This is a genomic window from Rhodohalobacter mucosus, assembly GCF_003150675.1.
GTDB lineage: Bacteria > Bacteroidota > Rhodothermia > Balneolales > Balneolaceae > Rhodohalobacter > Rhodohalobacter mucosus.
This window is the reverse complement of the sequence record NZ_QGGB01000008.1, coordinates 319584-338947: the sequence shown is the minus strand read 5'-3', so window position 1 is coordinate 338947 and position 19364 is coordinate 319584. Positions and strand designations below refer to the sequence as shown.

Here is a 19364-nt window from a genome sequence, read left to right as displayed (position 1 = left end):
TATTTTTATAGTATAGCTGCATTATCGTTTACATGCAGTGTCTGTTGCGTTCCCCCTCACTTTATGAATGCAAACTGTTTTGCATGGTTTACAGCCTGCACAGGGACCAATGGATAGCAAGAGAAGAGATGGACAATCAGATATTACCGGTACTTTAATTCCAAGCTAAGAGGCTCAGGAGAATGACTATGGAAGTTCATGGCCTTGCAACCTTCGTCCAAAACTCATCCTTCGATCAACTTTCCGATAAAGCTGTTGATCAATTAAAAATCCGCTTGCTCGATTCTTTGGGAACAGCAATTGGAGCCATTGAAGGGCCGCCGGTTCGGGCGATTCGAAATATGGTTGAAGATTTTGGCGGCAACAAAATGAGCACCCTTATTGGCGGCGGAAAAACCACCCCGGACCGCGCTGCCCTTTACAACAGCGGGCTTGTACGGTATCTCGATTTCAACGACAGCTACCTTGCCAAAGGCGAAACGTGTCATCCAAGCGATAATATCGGGTCGATACTGGCGGCAGGAGAAACCACCTCACTATCCGGTAGAGATTTTCTGACTGCACTTGCCTTAGCTTACCAGGTGCAGTGCCGCTTGTCTGATGAAGCCCCGGTTCGCGATAAGGGTTTCGACCATACCACACAGGGCTCATACGCTGTGGCTGCAGGGGTTTCAAAAGCACTTGGACTGAATGAAGATCAAACTGCTCATGCTATATCCATCGCAGGCACCGCATTAAATGCACTGAGGGTCACACGAACCGGAGCCCTGTCGAACTGGAAAGGGCTTGCCTATCCTCATACCGCTTTTGGCGGTACCCACGCAGCACTGCTTGCAAGCTACGGTATTACCGGTCCGCCGGCCGTTTTTGAGGGAAATAAGGGCTTTAAAGATTCTATAGCGGGAGAGTTCAGTATCGATTGGCAAAATGAGGACCTCGAGCGTGTTACCCGCACCATCATTAAAAAATATAATGCCGAAATTCACTCTCAGTCATCCATCGAAGCCATGATGGATCTGCAGAGTGAGCACGAATTTACAGCCCGGGAGGTTGACAAAATAGAGATTGAGATTTTTGATGTGGCCTTCAACATTATCGGGGGTGGAGAAGAGGGCGACAAAACAATTGTAAGAAAAAAAGAAGAGGCTGATCATAGCCTGCACTACATGGTTTCCGCCGCACTTCTCGACGGAGAGGTGATGCCTGACCAATATAAAAAGGAACGCATTGAGGGGGATGATATTCAGTCACTTCTGAAAAAGGTAACCGTATCACCCAGACGTGAGTACAGTGACAGATTCCCCGATGAAATGCCCCTGAAGCTGACTGTCCGTCTAAAAGACGGAACGTCCCATATGATTGAAAAAAAAGATTACGAGGGATTTCATACAAGGCCTATGAGCTGGGAAACGATCATTGAAAAATTTGAAAGGCTTTCCGGTCCCTATATCACACAAGAAATCAGCGAACAGATCATTGATACAATCCGAAGTTTTGAAAACCACTCCGTAACAGACCTGATGAATTTGTTGAGTCAAGTTAAACTGACTTCCGCATAATGCGGACCACCACAGAAATTTTTCAAATAAAAACTCAAAATCATGACACAAAAGAAAACCTTTGATTTTTTAAATATGAACGATCGGGAATCCAAACCCAGGAAAACCGGTGTCACCGAGATCCGTGGCCCTTATTACGATGTAATGGGCAAGCGGTACCTAAGCGATATTATGGAGACAGCCGGAGATTATGTGGACTCCCTTAAGTTTTCGGGCGGTTCGTTCTCTATCATGCCTAAAAAGGCGGTTACGGAGCTGATAGACATAGCCCATAACTACGGCGCGCTCGTCTCCACAGGCGGATTCATGGAGTACATTCTCACCCAGGGTAATGAATCCGTAGACCGGTATATTGAAACATGCAAGGATTATGGATTCGATATCATTGAGCTCTCGGCCGGTTTTATTTCGCTTCCTACCGATGACTGGCTTCGGTTGATTGAGAAAGTTCAAAACGCGGGACTAAAAGCCAAACCTGAAATAGGCATTCAATTTGGCGCCGGGGGCGACACCGCCAGGGGTGAGCTGGAAAGCGAGGGTAAGCTCGATACCGGATATGCCGTGAAGCAGGCCAGTCGTTTTATTGACGCTGGTGCATACATGATCATGATTGAATCGGAAGGGATTACGGAAAACGCAGATCCCTGGAGAACCGATGTTCCGGCTGAATTTATTAACGAAATTGGGCTGGAAAAACTGATGTTTGAGGCAGCTGATCCGGACGTTTTTGCATGGTATATCAAAAATTATGGCCCGGAGGTAAATCTTTTTGTGGATAACAGCCAGATCGTACAACTCGAAACTCTTAGGCGCGGCATCTGGGGAACCAAGAGCCTTTGGGGAAGGGTATTGACATATAAGGGATAATAGCTTTAGAACCGTGCGGATTTACGGGTACATGCAACATCTTATTCGCCCCCACATTCGTGCTCACCCGGTATCATCCGGCTGTGTATTTTGTGTGCGGCGGTCCTTTGTGTTCGGGTATGAGAACGGCATGTGAGTTCATCCGCATCTACATCAGAAGATAGAAAACCAAAAAACTGCATACCGACGCGACCAGGCCCACCATAAAAATATTATAGGCAACTCTGAGCAGCTTGAACTTTTTGGACAAAACCACGCCAAGGCTGTGCAGATCCCTTGTCATCGTATTGTACAGGCGCTCACTGTCTGACATCAATTCCTCCAGCCCTGTTACATAATCATCCCGTTCCATGGTATAGAAATTTCCAAAAAACAGAATATTGGATCGATTGGAACGCACATCCTCCAGGGTTACTTTCTCGTTACTGACACGGGGCCTCGCAGCCAATACCGCATAGATCAACGACAACATGCAGGTGATTAATAAAACCGCTGTAGGCAAAAGCAGCGAGGAGTCGGAAGTGATCTGTGCCGGAATCGATGCAATCATGATCGAAATAATGATCCCGTTGATACTGATCATAATGTTCGACTTGTTATCTGCAATCGCACTTAACTCTATATGGTTTCTGTACGAGGTTCGAAACATATCAGAAACCCCGCGCTTGAGTGAGCCCAGCCCCTGTTGATCTGAAGAGTTGTCCTGCGATGCATTTGCTTCGGATTTTTCAACTATGCTTTGCCCGGGTTGCCGAAACGTCTCATATACCAAAGAGTATAAGTTAACGGGCATCGCAACATTTTTTAACGCATGCTCTCCGCAAGACTCTACCCGAATTCCCGGATGGTTTTTAATCTCATTAAAAACGTTATCCGAAAGCATGACCGAACCGGATACCCCGACCGACTGAATGCGGGAGGCTACATTAACAGCATCTCCATAGATTCCCTCGTCATCGTAAACTACATCACCCATATGAATCCCGATCCGGACAGGTACGGCCGGCTGTTTGGTAAGCTCGAGCTGAATATCCCTTGCGCATTTTACAGCATCCAGGGCGCTTCCAAACATAATGAGCGTTCCGTCACCGTAATACTGCATCACCTGCCCATGGTAATCAAGCAAATACCTTTCGATAACTGAGCGCTGACGATCCCTTAATGATTTGGCGTTCTCTTCGTCTTGCTGCATCATTTTAGTATAGCCTACTATATCGGCAAACATGACGGCTGCAAGAAGTCGGATGTGATTTTTTTCTGCGATAATATATCCGGTCTGAAATTACGAGACTATAAACAGCGCTTTGCTGTAAATTTTATTAAAAACGCGAACTACTTGAAAAGTAAAATTTGAATTTCCGGGCGAAACGAATCTCCATAATAACATGCGCCTCGATAATTTACGAGCTTAACCGCCCTGCATACCGCTTATAACCACGTTGCCCGTTCCAAATCTGTTACATGGGTAGCTGAAAACTCTTGCTCTTTTTCTTTCGCTGTTCAGAGTATCATAGAAATCATCCAGGTACCCTGTCGCAAATTCGATGTAACTCTGCCCAAGCAGGGGATTTTCTGTTATTGTTCGATAGATATCCTGCCTCAATTCCCGGAATTGAGAAAATGTAGAATCCAGTACATCCACATCCTCAAGGCAATATCCCCTGTACACCCGTTCTCTGACAGATCTCAGTTTTAAGGCCGGCGAGGGCCTAGCATAGGGGCTTGATACCAGTCCAACCAGGTCGAAGTCATAGGGTACGGCTACATACGTTTTTTCGCCGTTAAGAAACAGCAATTCAATGTTGTGGAGGTACTGTATGGACCAGTCGGTGTTTCCGATCATGTAGGCAAATACGCTCATCCTCAAAAATGCTTGCTCTTCTACAATCTCAGGCCTCAGGTTCATACGTTCAATCAGTGAGGCATTGCTCCGTGCAGCCAGAACCTCTTTATCTTCAATTAAAAATCCATATTGCGGATCCGAAATCTCTCCCCTTACCGTATCATCAAAGGTGAACCGAACCATTCGCACCCGAAAGCTATGATCCGTAAACAGATTGTATAGCTTATAGGTGAGGTATTCGCGTACCACATACTCCTCCCCTTTGCAAGGTACGACAAGCTTTAACTCCGGCTGGCCTGCAAAAAGTGACGTTTCAGGCACCTCGTGATCTTCAAAATCAAACTTTAACGGCGGTGTATCACAGTTCTTTTTCAACCTGCGGAAATTCCCCCTGACCCGGACACGCAGATCCTGTGACTCTTTCACAAGGTCCGCATTTTGGAAATGCAGTTTCAAAACGTGGTAGGAGGGGTCCTCACCCCGATCCTCAAGAAGCGTTGCAACATCTCCTTCAAGCCGGAGATCCAGTATCTCTTCACTGTCAAACAGACCCTGAGTCTGAGCGGGGCCGGGCTGACTTTCTGTTTGAATGCCGTACGAAGCAGGCACCTGCAGAAATAATTTTACAAAAATGAATGCGATAATGAATTTAAACGATGCCATCTTTATACCTTAAAATCGTTTTAGCCTGTTCAGAATAATCTATTTTAATAACAGATCAAAGAAACGAGAATATGAACCGCACCCTGTTAAGCGTCTTAAATAATTGGAAAGATATCTCCCGATATATTGGAGCCTCAATCCCTGAAACGTTGACTAATCGATACAAATCGGGATAAACATATGTGAATCCCGACTTTGTGGAGTTGACTATATTCCGGCACACGTTATCCGGTTCACCCTGTCACCCATTTTCGTTCTTCAGCTCTCGCTGACTATTCGACCGGTTTCGGCTAAACGCCTGTTGTTCACTTACCTGATTCCTCTCGTTCCTTTCTTCATCATGTGGGATGGGGTCGTTTCAGTACTCCGTACCTGCTGTTCCGATGAAGTACGTGAGATCACCGACTCGATGCCCGGCTCTGAATTATTCAAATGGGACATCCGGGCCGGGAAAGAGGGGCTGATAGCCGTTTTCAGATGTGTCGGAATCCCTGAGTAAAATTACCATCTCCAACCTCTCACTGCCCCAGCATATAACGCTCATTAACTTATCATTAAACCCTTGTGATTCTCATATTCTCTGTTAAATTAAATTCCTCCCCTGCCTCACTTCCGGAGGGCTAACAAGATTCAGCTTCTTTGATCTCACATTCAAAAAACACTTTAAAAGAATAGGGCCCTATGAAAGTCAACGCATATGCAGCAACAGATGATAATGGAAAACTGGAGCCATTTACGTATGAGCTGGGTGACATTGGACCGGAACAGGTCGATATCAAGGTGCACTACTGCGGTCTCTGTCACTCTGATTTGAGTATGATCAAGAACGAATGGGGCATGACCGAGTACCCGATTGTGCCCGGCCATGAAATTGTTGGTGAAGTGGTAGCAGCAGGCAGTGCCGTCAAGAAGGTTAAGGTGGGTGATAAAGTAGGAATGGGGTGGATGTCAAAATCCTGCACCAGCTGTCAGCAGTGCATGGAGGGCGATCATCACTTATGCGGTGAAAGCGAAGCCACCATTGTTGGAAGGCATGGCGGTTTTGCAGACTATGTGCGCGGACACTGGTCCTGGACCATACCGCTGCCCGAGGATATCGATATGAGTAAGGCCGGCCCATTATTTTGTGGCGGCATCACGGTGTTCAACCCCATTATACTGGCGGAAGTGAAACCGACCGATGCCGTAGGCGTGATCGGAATCGGGGGATTGGGGCATATGGCCATCAAATTTCTCAAACACTGGGGCTGTGAAGTGGTCGCTTTCAGTTCCAGCCCTGACAAAAAGGAAGAGATTATTAATATGGGAGCCAGTAAGGTGGTTAATTCAAGAAACCCGGAAGAGCTGGAATCGATTGCAGGTACCCTGGATTTCATTCTCAACACTACCAATGTAACCCTCGACTGGAATTCATATCTGGTGACACTGGCTCCCAAAGGGAGATTGCATAACGTCGGTGCCGTGCTGGAACCCATGGCAATTCCGGCAATGTCGCTCATCATGGGAGAAAAATCTGTCGGGGGCAGTCCGCTTGGGAGCCCTGCGCTGACGAAGACCATGCTGGATTTTTGTACCCGTCATGATATTTATCCAATCACAGAAGAGTTTCCCATGGATAAGGTAAATGACGCCCTGCAGCACCTGGAGGATGGGAAAGCACGATATCGGATTGTTCTGAAGAACTGACTCCGTTTAAAAATTCGGTCAGGTTTCAAACAGGATTGTCACCAATTCCCCCTTGTCTTCTCTTGAAGGAATTGCAGTCAACCGCTTTTCACGTTTAGCCCTGAAATCAAAAGGCGGTACCTGCAGATTTACTCCGCTGTTGATTTTCAGCCTGGTCCCCTGTCCAGAGATGATATCCTTGTTGGGAATAAAATCACCCTCAGGCAGGTGTTCCGTAAGGATCACGTACCTGAAGACAGCTAGCTTGTTCACAATGCGCTGAATTTCTGCATTCGACAGGTGCTGAAGTACCTGCCGCAAAATTACACAATCGCCTGACGGCCACTCCTCCGCTGCAATATCCATACAGCGAAACTCCAGATTATCTGCCCTGAATTTCCGTTTATTTCGTTCGATCAGCCCCGGAACAATGTCTGCAGCGATGTATTTTTTCGCATGCTTAACAAGCCGCCGGCCCACATTGAAGTCACCGCAACCCAGATCACACACCACCAACGAATCGTCAAACGATCCTAAAAATGAACTCACCGCACAAATATACGGCTCCACAAGATCCGTTTGGTGTGAGCCGGTTCCTGAATAAAAATCCGCGTTTTTTCCGCCCCACAGATTCTTTTCGTAGATCTGCACCATGGCATCTTTGGTTGGCCAGGGCTTCTTTTCTCTTTTCATTTTGTCGGTTTTCATGGTATTGTAACCACAATATCTTTCCGGGCAGATCCGGTATTCAACAAGCAGCCTGCCTGCCGGTTAAGCTTTAAACATAAACAATTGTCCTCACGCTTATGAAATCTCTTAATGATAAAGCTGTACTGGTAACCGGCGCAACAGGCTTTTTGGGGGCGCGTCTTGCTGAAATACTCTCCACCCGGGAAAATGCGCGTGTAACCGGAATCGGAAGGCAGCTCGACCGCGTTACCTGGCTGACCGATAGAGGTGTGGACCTGGAGGCGGTGAACCTGCTGGATACGGAAAACCTTAAAAGTGTGGTTGAAGGAAAAGATGTGATCGTTCATTCGGCCGCGGCCCTTGGCGGTGATCCGGATATGGCTCACCGGGTGAACGTGGAAGCTACGGAAAAACTGGTGCAGCTGGCAGGTCAAGCCGGTGTTTCACGCTTTGTGCACGTCAGTACCGTGGGGGTTTATGATATGAAAGGCCTTACTGAAGTAGACGAATCGGCACCCCTGGCCACGAATCACCCTTCCACCTATCCGCGGACAAAGGCACTGGCGGAAGTTCGGGCCAAAGAGATGGCTGAAAAATACGGCCTTGAGCTGAGTATGGTACGGCCTTCCATGATTTACGGACCGGGACACGGAATCTGGTCGGAAGGTATGTTCAAGAATATCATGCAGGGAAACCCCGTCTATCTGGGTGACGGTTCAGCACATTTTAATCCCGTTTATATAGATGATGTGGTCGATGCCATCATCCTTTGCGCAACGTACCCAAATGCAGCCGGCGAAGCTTTTAATGTTTCAGACGGAATTACCACCTGGCATGAATTTATGGGTCATTACGGGCAGATATGCGATAAAGAACCCAAAGGCCTCCCTATAGCGATGGCCCGCCTCATGGCCTTCGCCAATAAAATACCCGGCATTAAAACTCCCATCGATCAGGGGTTTATTGAGATGGCCACATCCAATAATAACTTCCCGGTTGAAAAAGCTGCAGGACAAATTGGCTGGAAACCCACCGTACCCCTTGAAGAAGGGCTAAAAAGAACGATGGATTGGCTTGAAAAAGAAGTTTATCTGAATAATTCATCAGTAAAATGAAGAAACACCGGGCTGCATATTTTTTAGGAGTCGTGCTGCTGTTTTCACTGAGTTTTTGCTCAGATGACGTTTTATCCCCGGGTCACCAGCTCGATTATCCCGGCGTTGATGACGTTGCCCGGGACGAAGCGCTCGGTGTTGTCTGGGAGGAAGTGTCAGGCAATCCTGTGCTCGAGCAGCCCGATTGTCCGCAATGGAATTGCCTTGGAGCTACCGACCCCTGGATTTCCCGTGGAATGGACCGAGATCTGCTGGCCTGGTTCTCCACAGGAGGAAGTGCTGGCGGGCCGGTTGTAGGACGAGCTCTTGTTGACGAGAACCTGCAGTTTCAACTCTCTCCCGAGGACGGCCCGGTTTTAGCGCTTGAAGATAACAGGTGGAATAAGCATCGGGAAACCGTTTCACTATATTGGGATGAAATTGAGCAGGAGTGGGTGATGTGGTATCTGGGGTATGAGAACTCCTTTTTTGAGGATCCCGGATTTGGTCAAATGCGAACCTCCGACCCTGAAGGAATTGTATGGCCACGATCTGAAGAACCGATATACAGACCCGCACCCGATGGATGGGATCACGCTTTTATTACAGGTCCGACATTTATCGAAACCCCCGAAGGACAGTGGAGACTATATTTCACCGGAGCAGGCAGTACGGTGGGTGTGGGTTTACTGATCTCTGATGATCGTGGTAAAACCTGGACACCTTACCCCGATAACCCGGTATTTGAGAGAGAACTTAACTCATGGGACCAGGGGATCCTGGAGCAAAGTGTCCTGTATGTGGATGGACAATATATGATGTGGTATTCGGGGTATGAAGAGCCCCTGGACCTTATGAATACCCCCATCTATATCGGATTAGCGCTTTCTGAAGACGGAATAACCTGGGAACGCAGTCCGTACAATCCGGTAGTAGGCCCATCTGCACCCGGCCATTGGAACGATCTCAGAGTTGTCTCCCCGCACGTAATCCGGCTGGATGACGGCTCCCTGCTTATGGCGGCTCATGGCCAGGGTATGGACGATCCGGGAAGATCAATGGGAAGAATTGGGCTGTGGAAATCGCAAATAAGGTAACGCCCTGAACTCCTTTCTGCCATCATTCAGTGTTTTGCACACTCCGTACTCACTGTCGATTTTAAAAGCCTAAAATACCTGCATCCCTTCCGCTTCAAATCTGCTTTTTGCCCTTGCCACCTCTACCGGTTCCGGTTCCGGGATATCATACAGTTCATAATCCATCTCCATGGCTTCCCACTTGTACTCACCCATTTTATGGAATGGCAGTACTTCCACGCGCTCAACATTTCCAAGGCGACGTGCATACGCGGCCATTTTGCTGATGGCGTTCATATCGTCCGTGTATCCGGGAACAAGCACAAAACGCAGCCAGACGGGCTTTTTTATCACAGCCAATCGTTCTGCAAAGTCGAGTGTAGGCTGCAGATCCACTCCGGTTACTCTTTTATAGCCCTCCGGGTCGAAGTGCTTGATATCCAGCAGTACCAGGTCTGTGAATGAGAGCAGTTCATCATCTGCCTTTTTTCCCAGAAAACCGGACGTATCCAGCGCTGTGTGCAACCCCATCATTTTGGATCCTTCAAAGATGGCTTTTACAAATTTGGGCTGCCAAAGAGGTTCCCCGCCTGAAAGCGTCACCCCTCCCTTCATGGATTGGAGCATATCTTTCTGTTTCTCTATAGCCCGCAGCTCCGTAAAAGCATCGGTTTGGGTTCCCCCTTTGTATTTGCGTGTGTCAGGGTTGTGGCAATAGACGCAGTTGAGCGGGCAACCGTTTAAAAAAAGGACGCGGCGGATCCCTGGCCCATCCAGCGCCCCCGCTGTTTCAACCGAATGCAGATATCCCGTTACATTCTTCATTATGATCTTTATGAATAAAACGGGAGTGCTGCGCTTTACCTGCAGGCACTCCCTGTGTTTTCGTCTATAATTTATGTGTGATTACCCGTTTTCGGCGGTCAGCTGTTTTCGTGGAAAGTCCGCGAAATAACGTCCATCTGCTGTTCTTTGGTCAGCTTGTTGAAGTTGACAGCATATCCGGAAACGCGCACTGTAAGCTGCGGATATTTTTCCGGGTGTTCCATGGCATCAACCAGCGTATCGCGGTTAAACACATTAACATTGATGTGGTGTCCGCCCTCGTTGAAATACCCGTCAAGCAGATTTACCATATTCTCAACGCGGTCTTCCCCTGTTCTCCCCAAAGCTCCCGGAACAATGGAAAACGTGTATGAGATCCCGTCCTGGGCATACTCGTAGGGCAGCTTGGCAACCGATCGCATGCTGGCTACGGCACCGTTGCTGTCACGTCCGTGCATCGGGTTGGCTCCCGGGCCAAAGGGCTCTCCTTTCTTGCGCCCGTCTGGCGTATTGCCGGTTTTGTTACCGTACACCACATTGGATGTGATGGTAAGAAGCGACTGTGTCGGTTCTGAATTACGATATGAAGGCTGTTTTTTGAGCTTCTCCATAAATGTTTTCACCAGTCTCCTTGCAATGCTGTCCACACGGTCATCATCGTTGCCGAAAACCGGGAAATCTCCGGTTGTTTCAAAGTCGGTTGCCAGGCCTCTGTCGTCGCGTATAATTCGAACATCTGCATATTTACATGCACTCAGGGAGTCAGCCACAACTGAAAGCCCCGCGATACCGCACGCCATGGTGCGGAATACATCACGGTCGTGGAGCGCCATCTCCAGCCGCTCATAATAATATTTGTCGTGCATGAAGTGGATCACATTCAGCGCATTCATATAGGTGGCGGCGAGCCACTCCATCATGGCATCAAACTTCGGCATCAGCTCTTCATAGGTGAGTGTGTCGCCGGTGATGGGGGCAAAGTCAGGCCCTACCTGCTCTCCGGAAACCTCATCTTTACCTCCGTTGATCGCATAGAGAAGTGTTTTGGCAAGGTTGGCCCTTGCACCGAAGAACTGCATCTGCTTACCGATCTTCATGGCCGATACACAGCATGCTATACCGTAATCATCGCCCCAGTAGCTGCGCATCAGGTCATCGTTCTCATACTGCAGGGATGAGGTTTCAATGGAAGTATCCACACAAAATTTCTTAAACCCTTCCGGGAGATTTTTTGACCAGAGGATGGTGAGGTTTGGCTCGGGGGCAGGACCCAGGTTGTGGAGAGTCTGAAGGAACCTGAATGAGGTTTTGGAAACCATGGTGCGGCCATCCAAACCCATACCGCCAATTACTTCCGTTACCCAGGTGGGGTCGCCGGAGAAAAGTTCGTTGTACTCAGGCGGACGCATAAAGCGAACCATGCGAAGCTTCATCACGAGGTGATCAATCAGCTCCTGCGCATCCGCTTCGGTGAGGCTGCCCTCATCAATATCCCGCTGGATGTATATATCCAGAAATGTGGACACACGGCCAAACGACATGGCAGCTCCGTTTTGCTCTTTTACGGCGGCCAGATATCCGAAATAGAGCCATTGAACGGCTTCGGTAGCGTTGCCGGCCGGTTCGGAGATGTCGAAACCATAGCTTGCAGCCATATCCTTCAGCTCGTGAAGCGAACGGATCTGCTCGTTCAACTCTTCACGCAGACGAATGGTCTCTTCATTGAGATTATGAATTTCGAGTGAGTCCAGCTGCTCATTCTTATCCTCAATGAGGCGATCCATCCCGTATAAAGCGACTCTGCGATAGTCACCGATAATGCGGCCACGGGCATAGGCGTCGGGCAGCCCGGTGATTATACCTGAAGAACGGCAGCTGCGTATTTCGGACGTGTACCCGTCGAACACACCGTCGTTGTGGGTTTTGCGAATGGAGTCGAATGCCTCTTTGGTTTTGTCGGAGAAATTAAACCCGTTGCTTTCCAATGCCTTTTGCGCCATTCGAACACCGCCGAACGGCATCAGTGAACGCTTGAGCGGAGCATCCGTCTGCAACCCGACCACACGTTCCAGATCTTTGTCAATATAGCCCGGCCCGTGAGAAACAATGGAAGAGACCAGCTCGGTATCGGCATCCAGTACTCCCTCTTTTTGCTCTTTGATCATCAGGTTCAGCACCTGCTGCCAAAGCAGTTTCGTGGTATCTGTCGGCCCTTCCAGAAAGGAGGCATCTCCTGTATAGGGAGTGTAATTTTTTTGAATGAAGTTCCTGACGTCAATTTCGGTTGTCCATGTACCGGCTTTGAACTCGCGGTACTGAGAAATCGTGTCGTCAGTTAAAAATGGTAGTCTTTGATTTTGTTCGGTCGCTTTCATAATAGTCGTTGATTTAGAACCGTATTTGTGATGTATTCAATATCGAAATCCCGTCCTCAACATCGAGAACTCGGTATGGAATATCCGGATCTGCATCCTGGCGACTTTCATTTCCCCGACCAATCTTAAAGTAAAATTCAAGTATGAAGAACTTATTAATTTTTATAAAGAACTCCTTACAAATAAAGAGGTTGGCCTTCCATTCATCAGAAAAGCCCTTCCATTGAGAAAAATAATCAGGCCGGAAAGATCTGTTTTATCTTGCCTGTCTTTTTACACCCTTGATCACTGGTCTGCAGCAATTTTTTGCACCCGCCGCATTTCCAGCTTCATAAGCAGCGACACCACAAGCGCCACGACAAAAGCACCGCCAAATATGTACAGGCTCTGTTGATAGCTCTCTGTTTGTTCATACACGTACGCATTAAGCAGCGGCCCCACGATTCCGGCGAGCGACCACGCCGTTAAGATAAATCCGTGGATGGTGGGCAGCTCTTTTAGTCCGAAGAGGTCACTGATGTATGCTGGTATGCTGGCAAAACCACCCCCGTAGCAGGTCAGAATCACAAACGTGACAACCATGAAAAGTATCGGGTTTGATGTAAGGTTTGCCAGCAGCGGAAAGGCGATCATCTGAATGGCAAAAAAGGCTGCATAGGTGTTCGCCCGTCCAATATAATCGGAAAGAGAGGCCCACATGATTCGCCCGATTCCATTAAACAGTGAAATACCCATCACCAATATACTCGACATTTCTACCGATAGACGGACCATCTCATAGCCCATCTTTTTGGCAGTGGCTATCACCGCAATACCGCACGATACGTTAATGAAAAGCATAATCCATAACCCGTAGAAGCCGGGTGTTTTCAGTGCATCAAAAGCAGAAACATCCGGGACGTTGATTGCTTTTTGTTTTCCTGAAGCACCTTCATTGCCGAAGTAGTGTTCATTATAGCCGGGCGGCGGCGGGGCGATATATAACGAACTGGGAACCATGATCAGTAAATAGATAATCCCCAGTGCCAGAAATGCTGTCACGATAGATGATTTATCATAAATCACAACTGTTCGAAACGAAGCATTCTCCTCTTTTAAGCTCATATATGCCTCGCTTTCTTCTTCTCCGCTCCGTTCCATCTCCATGAGGGCATCTTCATTCTCTTTGAATGCTTTCAGCTCGGGAACACCCGCAATCATGGCCAATGCCTGTTGAGGGTTCGATGATTGAAGATCCGCATACTCTTTGGCAGCAACCTCCCTGGGCAGCACGATTTCAGCCTCTGCGGGATTGAATACATCAATCAGGTGAGTAGCAACCAATCCGCCAAAACCGAACCCCATGATGGCCAGGCCCGTTGCCAGTCCGCGCCGGTCAGGAAACCATTTTACAAGCGTGGAAACCGGTGCGATATACCCGAGCCCCAATCCGATGCCGCTTACTACACCAAAAAACAGATAGAACAGCCAGATGCTTTCCAGGTAGCTTGCAAGTGCTGAACCGAACAGCCCGACGGAGAAGAAAGCAGCCGAAAGCAATCCTCCCTTTGACGGCCCGTATCTCTCAACCACACGTCCCAACAGAGCTGCTGATAACCCGAGTACGAAAATAGCGATGCTGAAGGCCAGGGATGTACTGGTTACGGACCAGCCAAAAGTATTTTCCAACGGCATTTTCCACGCGCTGTAGGCATATATAGAACCTATCGAGATGTGAATACCAACAGCCGAAGCCGCAATAAGCCAGCGATTTTTCATAGAATACCGATCCGGTAATGTTGCAAACAGGCCATAATTGCAGGCACGGTTAATTATTGGCAACAATGAAACTCTTAATGAATGAATCCGGAATTCATTGCAAAATAATGATTCCTTATAAAATCATTGCAGCCGGTTTGGAATACGATTTAAAATCGAATTCGAATAAAAAAAGATTTCTTTGGGTATTTTAAAAATCCGTTCCTGTTTTATTGATCGTATAGTCGATAAACCGGCTTCCCCGGCCTGATGCCTTTCTCTTCCTAAGCGGACGGTACTTTTCTCCGATCTGTCTTTGAAAGAGAACAGATAATGGTTCATGCATTTCATGATGATTCCATAGAGACAGACCGGTTTCAAGAAAAGAGAGCCCTACAGATCTCAGAGCAAATAGCGACTATATTTTAAAACAAAGATTATGTTTGCGCGGCTAAAGTAACAGCTCTGAAATTCCAAGTACCAGAAGCGGTATAAAGAAGAAGACGGTGACGATATATGCCCCGACAAACCAGGCTCGTTTTTGGGTCATTTCAGCCATTTTCTCAGCAATAGCAGGCGGCACATTGCGCAGTACGGGTATGGAAAAAATGAGGATGATGGCGAAAACATTAAACAGGAAGTGAATCAGGGCAATCTGAAATGCAAGCAGTGCCGTTGCGCCCGTAATGGCGGTTGCGGCAAGAAGCGCGGTTACGGTTGTTCCGATATTGCCGCCGAGAGTAAACGGGTAGACCTGTTTCATGCTCATCACGCCGCTTCCTGCCATGGGTACTATGAGTGAGGTGGTTGTTGAAGAAGATTGAACCAGGACAGTAATCAGCGTACCTGCACCAATGCCGGAAATGGGACCGCGTCCCACCGATGTATTCATGATTTCAAGTGCCCGTCCGGTCATGAGCATTTTGAGAATTTTTCCTATTGAATGAACAACAAACAGGATGAGTGCCACACCGAGAAAGATTAGAAAAATCCCCTGCCAGGTTCCCTGAATTACCGAAGAAGACCACAGAATAAGATCCACGATCGGTGCCAGCGCAAAGGAGACAAAATTGAAACTGCTTACTTCCACGCCCGTAACGGCAGCATCTCCCGCCATAAATCCGGCCAGCCACAGTGACAAATTTTCGAGTGGGTGAAAGATCAGTTCAATTGGCAGAATGAGGAAAACAGCAAACAGATTAAAGCTGTCGTGAACGGTTGCCGCAGAGAACGCTCTCTTGAACTCTTCTCCATCCCGAACATGACCCAGGCTGACAATGGTACTGGTGAGTGAAGTGCCGATATTGGCTCCCATTACCATTGGAATTGCCATCGTTAAGGGCAATCCGCCCGCAACAAGCCCCACAATAATGGATGAAACAGTACTTGAACTTTGGATGGCCGCAGTGGCTACAACGCCGATCATCAGTGCAATGATGGGGTTTGTTGCGAATGCAAAAAGACGGGCTGCTGCACCGCCGGTTGCGATCTCAAAACCATCCCCAATGATAGAAACAGCTACAAGCAATAAATAGATCAGGGCAAGTACGGCACTCCATTTAAGTGCGGATTTGTATTTTTTAAATGTCCCTGCGGCTATTTCCTGCATCTGTCCACTCACTTCAATTTACCGGATTTGATAAAACCCCCGGTTCTTAAGTGTACAGATTGATTGTTATGACAATGTTACCTTAATGTTAAGCAGGAGGCTGATGTTGGTTTAATAACGGCTTTGCAATAATAGATTTGCACAACTCCGCGGAATCAAATTTTTTTCATCTGTTTGTCACCGGCTGCAACAGCAATCACCGCTTTCTTGAAAAATTGATCATCCAACAAGCCTGATATTAATGGAACAGGATTTTTTACTTACCAGGATTCAATATTTTACAACAGGCCTGATTCTGGGAATCAGTCTGCTCCATCTGTTTCTCTATATTTTCTGGCGCAAACGGTCTGCCAATCTTTATTATTCCCTATTTCTTCTATTTTTGGCAACGACAATTTTCAGTGATTTTCAGCAGCTTCTGTCTACAGATTCATTTTCACAACTGTTTCTGAAAATCCAGAGAGGTGCCCTCAGCGTCAGTTTAATCGCGGGACAACTATTTTTCTATAAACTATTCAAAAACAGGATTCCCCGATACATTTGGCTCTTTTCATTACTATTGGCACTAACCGGGGCAGCTGCAGTCATTCAGCCATTGAATAACTTTATCTACCTGCAAGTGATCATCATTGCTGTCTTGATCGATCTCCTTCGCATCACTTATCTGGCCCTGCGAACGGAATCTGACCAACTTTGGATTGTAGGCGCCGGGTTTTTGATTTTTGCTCTCTTTTCGGGTTATGATCTTCTGCTGGACCTGGATTTCATTCAAGTACTTCTCGGGCTGGAAAATGGGTACCAGTTCGGGATCATAGGATTAATCATCACCACATCCATTTATCTCGCCATGGATTTTTCCGATACGAACCAAAAAGTAATTGATCAGGAAAAAGACATTCTGCAGCAGTCGCTCAAACAGGAAATGCTTCGGGAAGAAGTGGCACGTACAAGTAAAGAACTGGAGGAAGCCCGCAAGCTTCAGCTTTCAATGCTTCCGAATCAGCTCCCTGAACCGGATCATTATCTCATGGCGGCAAATATGAGAACCGCAGTGGAAGTGGGTGGAGACTATTATGACTACAACATTAAGGATGATGGCCAGTTAACGCTCACCATAGGTGATGCCACGGGGCACGGCAACAGGGCCGGTTTCATGGTGGCCATTATAAAAAGCCTCTTCAAGAGTTATCAGCCGGACTCTGACTTTCCCGCTTTTTTCAATAAAGTCACCAGAATTTTAAAGCAGATGAATCTGGGCTCTCTCTATATGGCGCTCTCCTGCGTAAATGTTAAAGAGAATGTACTGACACTATCCGCAGCCGGCATGCCGCCGGCATTACTATTCAGGGATTCAACCAAATCTGTTGAAGAAATTGTTATAAAAGGAATGCCATTGGGTGCATTCAACGACTTTCCTTACAAACAGAAACAGCTTGAACTACAACCGAACGATACACTGCTGTTATTGTCAGACGGCCTGGATGAGCTTTTTAACGAGGATCACGAAATGTTTGGCTGGGAGAGGGTGAAATCAACTTTTCAGAAATATGCCACCCTGAAACCGGAAGATCTTATTACAAAACTAAATGAAGAGGCGGATCATTGGAGAGGCAATAAACCGATCGACGATGATATTACCTTTGCGGTGTTGAAATATCGATAAATAATCCCCCGCATCATCAAACCATTCACACGATCCATTACATCAGCCGGTATGGCAGGGACAGATCTTACAAAGATGAATTTCTGATGGGTATCGGTATAGCTTTGGGAGCTGCGCCGGGCTGATACTTAATGTTGCAAAAGAATGATCCGATTACCTTATCATTGGCCGACTAAGAACGGCTTCTTATCTCCATTAGGCATTACCTTAACGGTAGGTATATTTACCAGCCAACCTGTACCACTGTAAAAAGCTCCCGTGGAAAACTCATCTCTTTTTCTCATCCTCATTCTGCTGTTGGTAACATCCTGTGCTGACCGGTCGGCCGATGCCCTGATCATTGAGCCTGCAGGCTCCGCTGCCTATTATATCAACAATCAAACCCTTACCGATCTGAAGGTGGTTTACATAAATTCCGAAGCATTGAATTTTCAAACGGACAGCACAACGGTTTTCCGTGATAGTTCAACCGTCATTTTTACCGATGGCATCATTGGTGTGAACCCAAAACCGTCCGACTCGTTCAGCTCCATCCGTTTTTTCAGAACTTCTGACCTGTCATCTCCCGCACTGGTCATTGAGCCCGTTGATGACGGCGATTGGAATGTAATTGGTCAGGAACGTGACAATTCAGGATACGGCTTAACGGAATACGAGTTTACAGTCGACGAACAAAACCTCGAACAGTAAGACCTGTTTTTCACCTCTGTGTCGATACAGGTGGCAACTGTATGCTATGATCCGGTTTTCTCATTGGATACTTCTACGTTAAAGGGCGCAAGCTGGATGGTTTCGTACGGCATCCGGATTCCGGTATGATTAAATGCATTGAACACCTCTTCCCTCAATTTAAATCGCCTCGCAATGTGGTCTCTTTCATCATCGATCCATACACGAAGTTCGAGCAGCACATTATAATCATTCAGCTCCTGCACCACTACTGTCGGTTCAGGATGCTTCATGTAGGCCGGGTTATCTTTTACGAGCGACAATAATACGGTCCGTGCTCTGCCCAGATCTTCATTCACATCAATCGTAACCCCAATGCTAAGCCTCAGGTGTGGAAAGTTTGTGTAGGATGTTACCGTTTTGTTGACCACATCGAGGTTTGGCACGGCAAGCATCTTGCCATCGACGGTTACAATTCGCGTTGATCGTAGTGTTATGCGGTCCACTTTCCCATAGTTACCGTCCACCTCAACCAAATCACCAATCACAAACGGACGGTCCAGAAAGATGATCAGCCCGGAGATCAGGTTTGAAAGTGAATCCCTGGCCGCAAAACCGATTGTCAATCCCACAATACCCAGCGACGCCAGAACTGCAGAGGTTTTAATACCTACTGTATCCAGTGCTGTAATGAGCCCGAAAATCAAAATTGCATATTTAATGATGGAGTTCGCAAAAACCGTCGTGGTCTCGTCCATTTTACTTTTGCGAAACACCGGCTGAAGAATCCAGTAAATACCCTTCCAAAGCAGGTAAAAAACGGTATAGATTATGATGATAAGAAACAGGCTTATTATACCGTCAGCCAAAAGAGACCCTATCGTTTCAGGATCAAAAACATCGGAAAGGCTTTGAGATACCTCGTTAAAAATTTCATTCATGCTTCCCCCTTTTTATGATAAAAATTTACGCTGCAGCAGAGTACTCATGTTAATTTAATCAAAAACAGAGAGAACAAAATTCTGCCGT

The 19364-nt window shown here is 47.3% G+C and carries 16 protein-coding genes; 7 read left to right on the top strand and 9 right to left on the bottom strand.

Going from position 1 to position 19364, the window contains the following annotated elements; genetic code table 11:
- Positions 1-182 precede the first annotated feature (182 nt).
- Together DDZ15_RS12640 and DDZ15_RS12635 are read left to right on the top strand one after the other, a co-directional pair.
- Positions 183-1559: an MmgE/PrpD family protein gene (locus tag DDZ15_RS12640; RefSeq protein WP_109647460.1), complete on the top strand. Its 1377-nt coding sequence runs from the start codon at positions 183-185 to the stop codon at positions 1557-1559.
- Between the two features lie 42 nt (positions 1560-1601).
- Entirely contained in the window at positions 1602-2426 is an 825-nt protein-coding gene (locus tag DDZ15_RS12635; protein ID WP_109647459.1) for a phosphosulfolactate synthase, read from the top strand.
- Positions 2427-2574: 148 nt separating this feature from the next.
- On the opposite strand, the gene DDZ15_RS12630 is transcribed toward DDZ15_RS12635, so the two are convergent.
- Together DDZ15_RS12630 and DDZ15_RS12625 are read right to left on the bottom strand one after the other, a co-directional pair.
- Positions 2575-3651, bottom strand: coding sequence for a Pycsar system effector family protein (locus DDZ15_RS12630; protein ID WP_109647458.1), 1077 nt, complete (start codon positions 3649-3651; stop codon positions 2575-2577).
- 183 nt (positions 3652-3834) lie between these two features.
- Positions 3835-4932, bottom strand: a complete 1098-nt coding sequence (locus tag DDZ15_RS12625) for a hypothetical protein (RefSeq protein WP_109647457.1) — start codon at positions 4930-4932, stop codon at positions 3835-3837.
- Positions 4933-5613: 681 nt separating this feature from the next.
- Here DDZ15_RS12625 and ahr point away from each other — a divergent pair.
- Complete coding sequence (ahr, locus tag DDZ15_RS12620; protein ID WP_109647456.1) at positions 5614-6618, top strand: NADPH-dependent aldehyde reductase Ahr; 1005 nt, start codon at positions 5614-5616, stop codon at positions 6616-6618.
- Positions 6619-6636: 18 nt separating this feature from the next.
- Here the strand turns inward: ahr and DDZ15_RS12615 are convergent, their stop codons facing one another.
- Positions 6637-7305 (bottom strand): class I SAM-dependent methyltransferase, encoded by a 669-nt coding sequence (locus tag DDZ15_RS12615; RefSeq protein ID WP_109647455.1) that lies wholly within the window; start codon positions 7303-7305, stop codon positions 6637-6639.
- A gap of 98 nt (positions 7306-7403) precedes the next feature.
- On the opposite strand from DDZ15_RS12615, the gene DDZ15_RS12610 reads away from it, so the two are divergent.
- Positions 7404-8402, top strand: a complete 999-nt coding sequence (locus DDZ15_RS12610) for an NAD-dependent epimerase/dehydratase family protein (RefSeq protein ID WP_109647454.1) — start codon at positions 7404-7406, stop codon at positions 8400-8402.
- Positions 8399-9478, top strand: coding sequence for a glycoside hydrolase family protein (locus DDZ15_RS12605; RefSeq protein ID WP_109647453.1), 1080 nt, complete (start codon positions 8399-8401; stop codon positions 9476-9478). The genes DDZ15_RS12610 and DDZ15_RS12605 overlap by 4 nt, the downstream gene beginning before the upstream one ends.
- A gap of 69 nt (positions 9479-9547) precedes the next feature.
- Here the strand turns inward: DDZ15_RS12605 and pflA are convergent, their stop codons facing one another.
- The 5 genes from pflA to DDZ15_RS12585 all read right to left on the bottom strand — a co-directional run bounded on the left by pflA (position 9548) and on the right by DDZ15_RS12585 (position 16003).
- On the bottom strand, positions 9548-10282 hold the full coding sequence (pflA, locus tag DDZ15_RS12600) for a pyruvate formate-lyase-activating protein (RefSeq protein ID WP_109647452.1): 735 nt from the start codon (positions 10280-10282) through the stop codon (positions 9548-9550).
- A 98-nt stretch (positions 10283-10380) separates the two neighbouring features.
- The gene (gene pflB / locus DDZ15_RS12595) at positions 10381-12657 is read right to left on the bottom strand and encodes a formate C-acetyltransferase (protein ID WP_109647451.1); all 2277 of its coding nucleotides are present in this window, start codon (positions 12655-12657) and stop codon (positions 10381-10383) included.
- A 285-nt stretch (positions 12658-12942) separates the two neighbouring features.
- On the bottom strand, positions 12943-14415 hold the full coding sequence (locus DDZ15_RS16750) for an OFA family MFS transporter (RefSeq protein ID WP_158278710.1): 1473 nt from the start codon (positions 14413-14415) through the stop codon (positions 12943-12945).
- A gap of 190 nt (positions 14416-14605) precedes the next feature.
- Entirely contained in the window at positions 14606-14740 is a 135-nt protein-coding gene (locus DDZ15_RS17035) for a hypothetical protein (RefSeq protein WP_278336130.1), read from the bottom strand.
- A gap of 105 nt (positions 14741-14845) precedes the next feature.
- A complete protein-coding gene (locus DDZ15_RS12585) occupies positions 14846-16003 on the bottom strand; it encodes a sodium:phosphate symporter (RefSeq protein ID WP_109647450.1) in 1158 nt (385 codons plus the stop codon).
- A 241-nt stretch (positions 16004-16244) separates the two neighbouring features.
- On the opposite strand from DDZ15_RS12585, the gene DDZ15_RS12580 reads away from it, so the two are divergent.
- Together DDZ15_RS12580 and DDZ15_RS12575 are read left to right on the top strand one after the other, a co-directional pair.
- Positions 16245-17666 (top strand): PP2C family protein-serine/threonine phosphatase, encoded by a 1422-nt coding sequence (locus DDZ15_RS12580; RefSeq protein ID WP_109647449.1) that lies wholly within the window; start codon positions 16245-16247, stop codon positions 17664-17666.
- Positions 17667-17924: 258 nt separating this feature from the next.
- Positions 17925-18356: a hypothetical protein gene (locus DDZ15_RS12575; protein ID WP_109647448.1), complete on the top strand. Its 432-nt coding sequence runs from the start codon at positions 17925-17927 to the stop codon at positions 18354-18356.
- Positions 18357-18400: 44 nt separating this feature from the next.
- On the opposite strand, the gene DDZ15_RS12570 is transcribed toward DDZ15_RS12575, so the two are convergent.
- Positions 18401-19276, bottom strand: a complete 876-nt coding sequence (locus DDZ15_RS12570) for a mechanosensitive ion channel family protein (protein WP_109647447.1) — start codon at positions 19274-19276, stop codon at positions 18401-18403.
- Between the last annotated feature and the right edge of the window lie 88 nt (positions 19277-19364).

Bases quoted from the DNA above. Each gene is read 5' to 3' on its own strand.
- DDZ15_RS12585 (WP_109647450.1), bottom strand. From the start codon at position 16,003: ATGCAGGAAATAGCCGCAGGGACATTTAAAAAATACAAATCCGCACTT.
- DDZ15_RS12570 (WP_109647447.1), bottom strand. From the start codon at position 19,276: ATGAATGAAATTTTTAACGAGGTATCTCAAAGCCTTTCCGATGTTTTT.
- DDZ15_RS12610 (WP_109647454.1), top strand. From the start codon at position 7,404: ATGAAATCTCTTAATGATAAAGCTGTACTGGTAACCGGCGCAACAGGC.
- DDZ15_RS12625 (WP_109647457.1), bottom strand. From the start codon at position 4,932: ATGGCATCGTTTAAATTCATTATCGCATTCATTTTTGTAAAATTATTT.
- DDZ15_RS17035 (WP_278336130.1), bottom strand. From the start codon at position 14,740: ATGCATGAACCATTATCTGTTCTCTTTCAAAGACAGATCGGAGAAAAG.
- DDZ15_RS12635 (WP_109647459.1), top strand. From the start codon at position 1,602: ATGACACAAAAGAAAACCTTTGATTTTTTAAATATGAACGATCGGGAA.
- pflA (WP_109647452.1), bottom strand. From the start codon at position 10,282: ATGAAGAATGTAACGGGATATCTGCATTCGGTTGAAACAGCGGGGGCG.
- DDZ15_RS12630 (WP_109647458.1), bottom strand. From the start codon at position 3,651: ATGTTTGCCGATATAGTAGGCTATACTAAAATGATGCAGCAAGACGAA.
- DDZ15_RS12605 (WP_109647453.1), top strand. From the start codon at position 8,399: ATGAAGAAACACCGGGCTGCATATTTTTTAGGAGTCGTGCTGCTGTTT.
- DDZ15_RS12640 (WP_109647460.1), top strand. From the start codon at position 183: ATGACTATGGAAGTTCATGGCCTTGCAACCTTCGTCCAAAACTCATCC.
- DDZ15_RS12580 (WP_109647449.1), top strand. From the start codon at position 16,245: ATGGAACAGGATTTTTTACTTACCAGGATTCAATATTTTACAACAGGC.
- DDZ15_RS12615 (WP_109647455.1), bottom strand. From the start codon at position 7,305: ATGAAAACCGACAAAATGAAAAGAGAAAAGAAGCCCTGGCCAACCAAA.
- DDZ15_RS16750 (WP_158278710.1), bottom strand. From the start codon at position 14,415: ATGAAAAATCGCTGGCTTATTGCGGCTTCGGCTGTTGGTATTCACATC.
- ahr (WP_109647456.1), top strand. From the start codon at position 5,614: ATGAAAGTCAACGCATATGCAGCAACAGATGATAATGGAAAACTGGAG.
- pflB (WP_109647451.1), bottom strand. From the start codon at position 12,657: ATGAAAGCGACCGAACAAAATCAAAGACTACCATTTTTAACTGACGAC.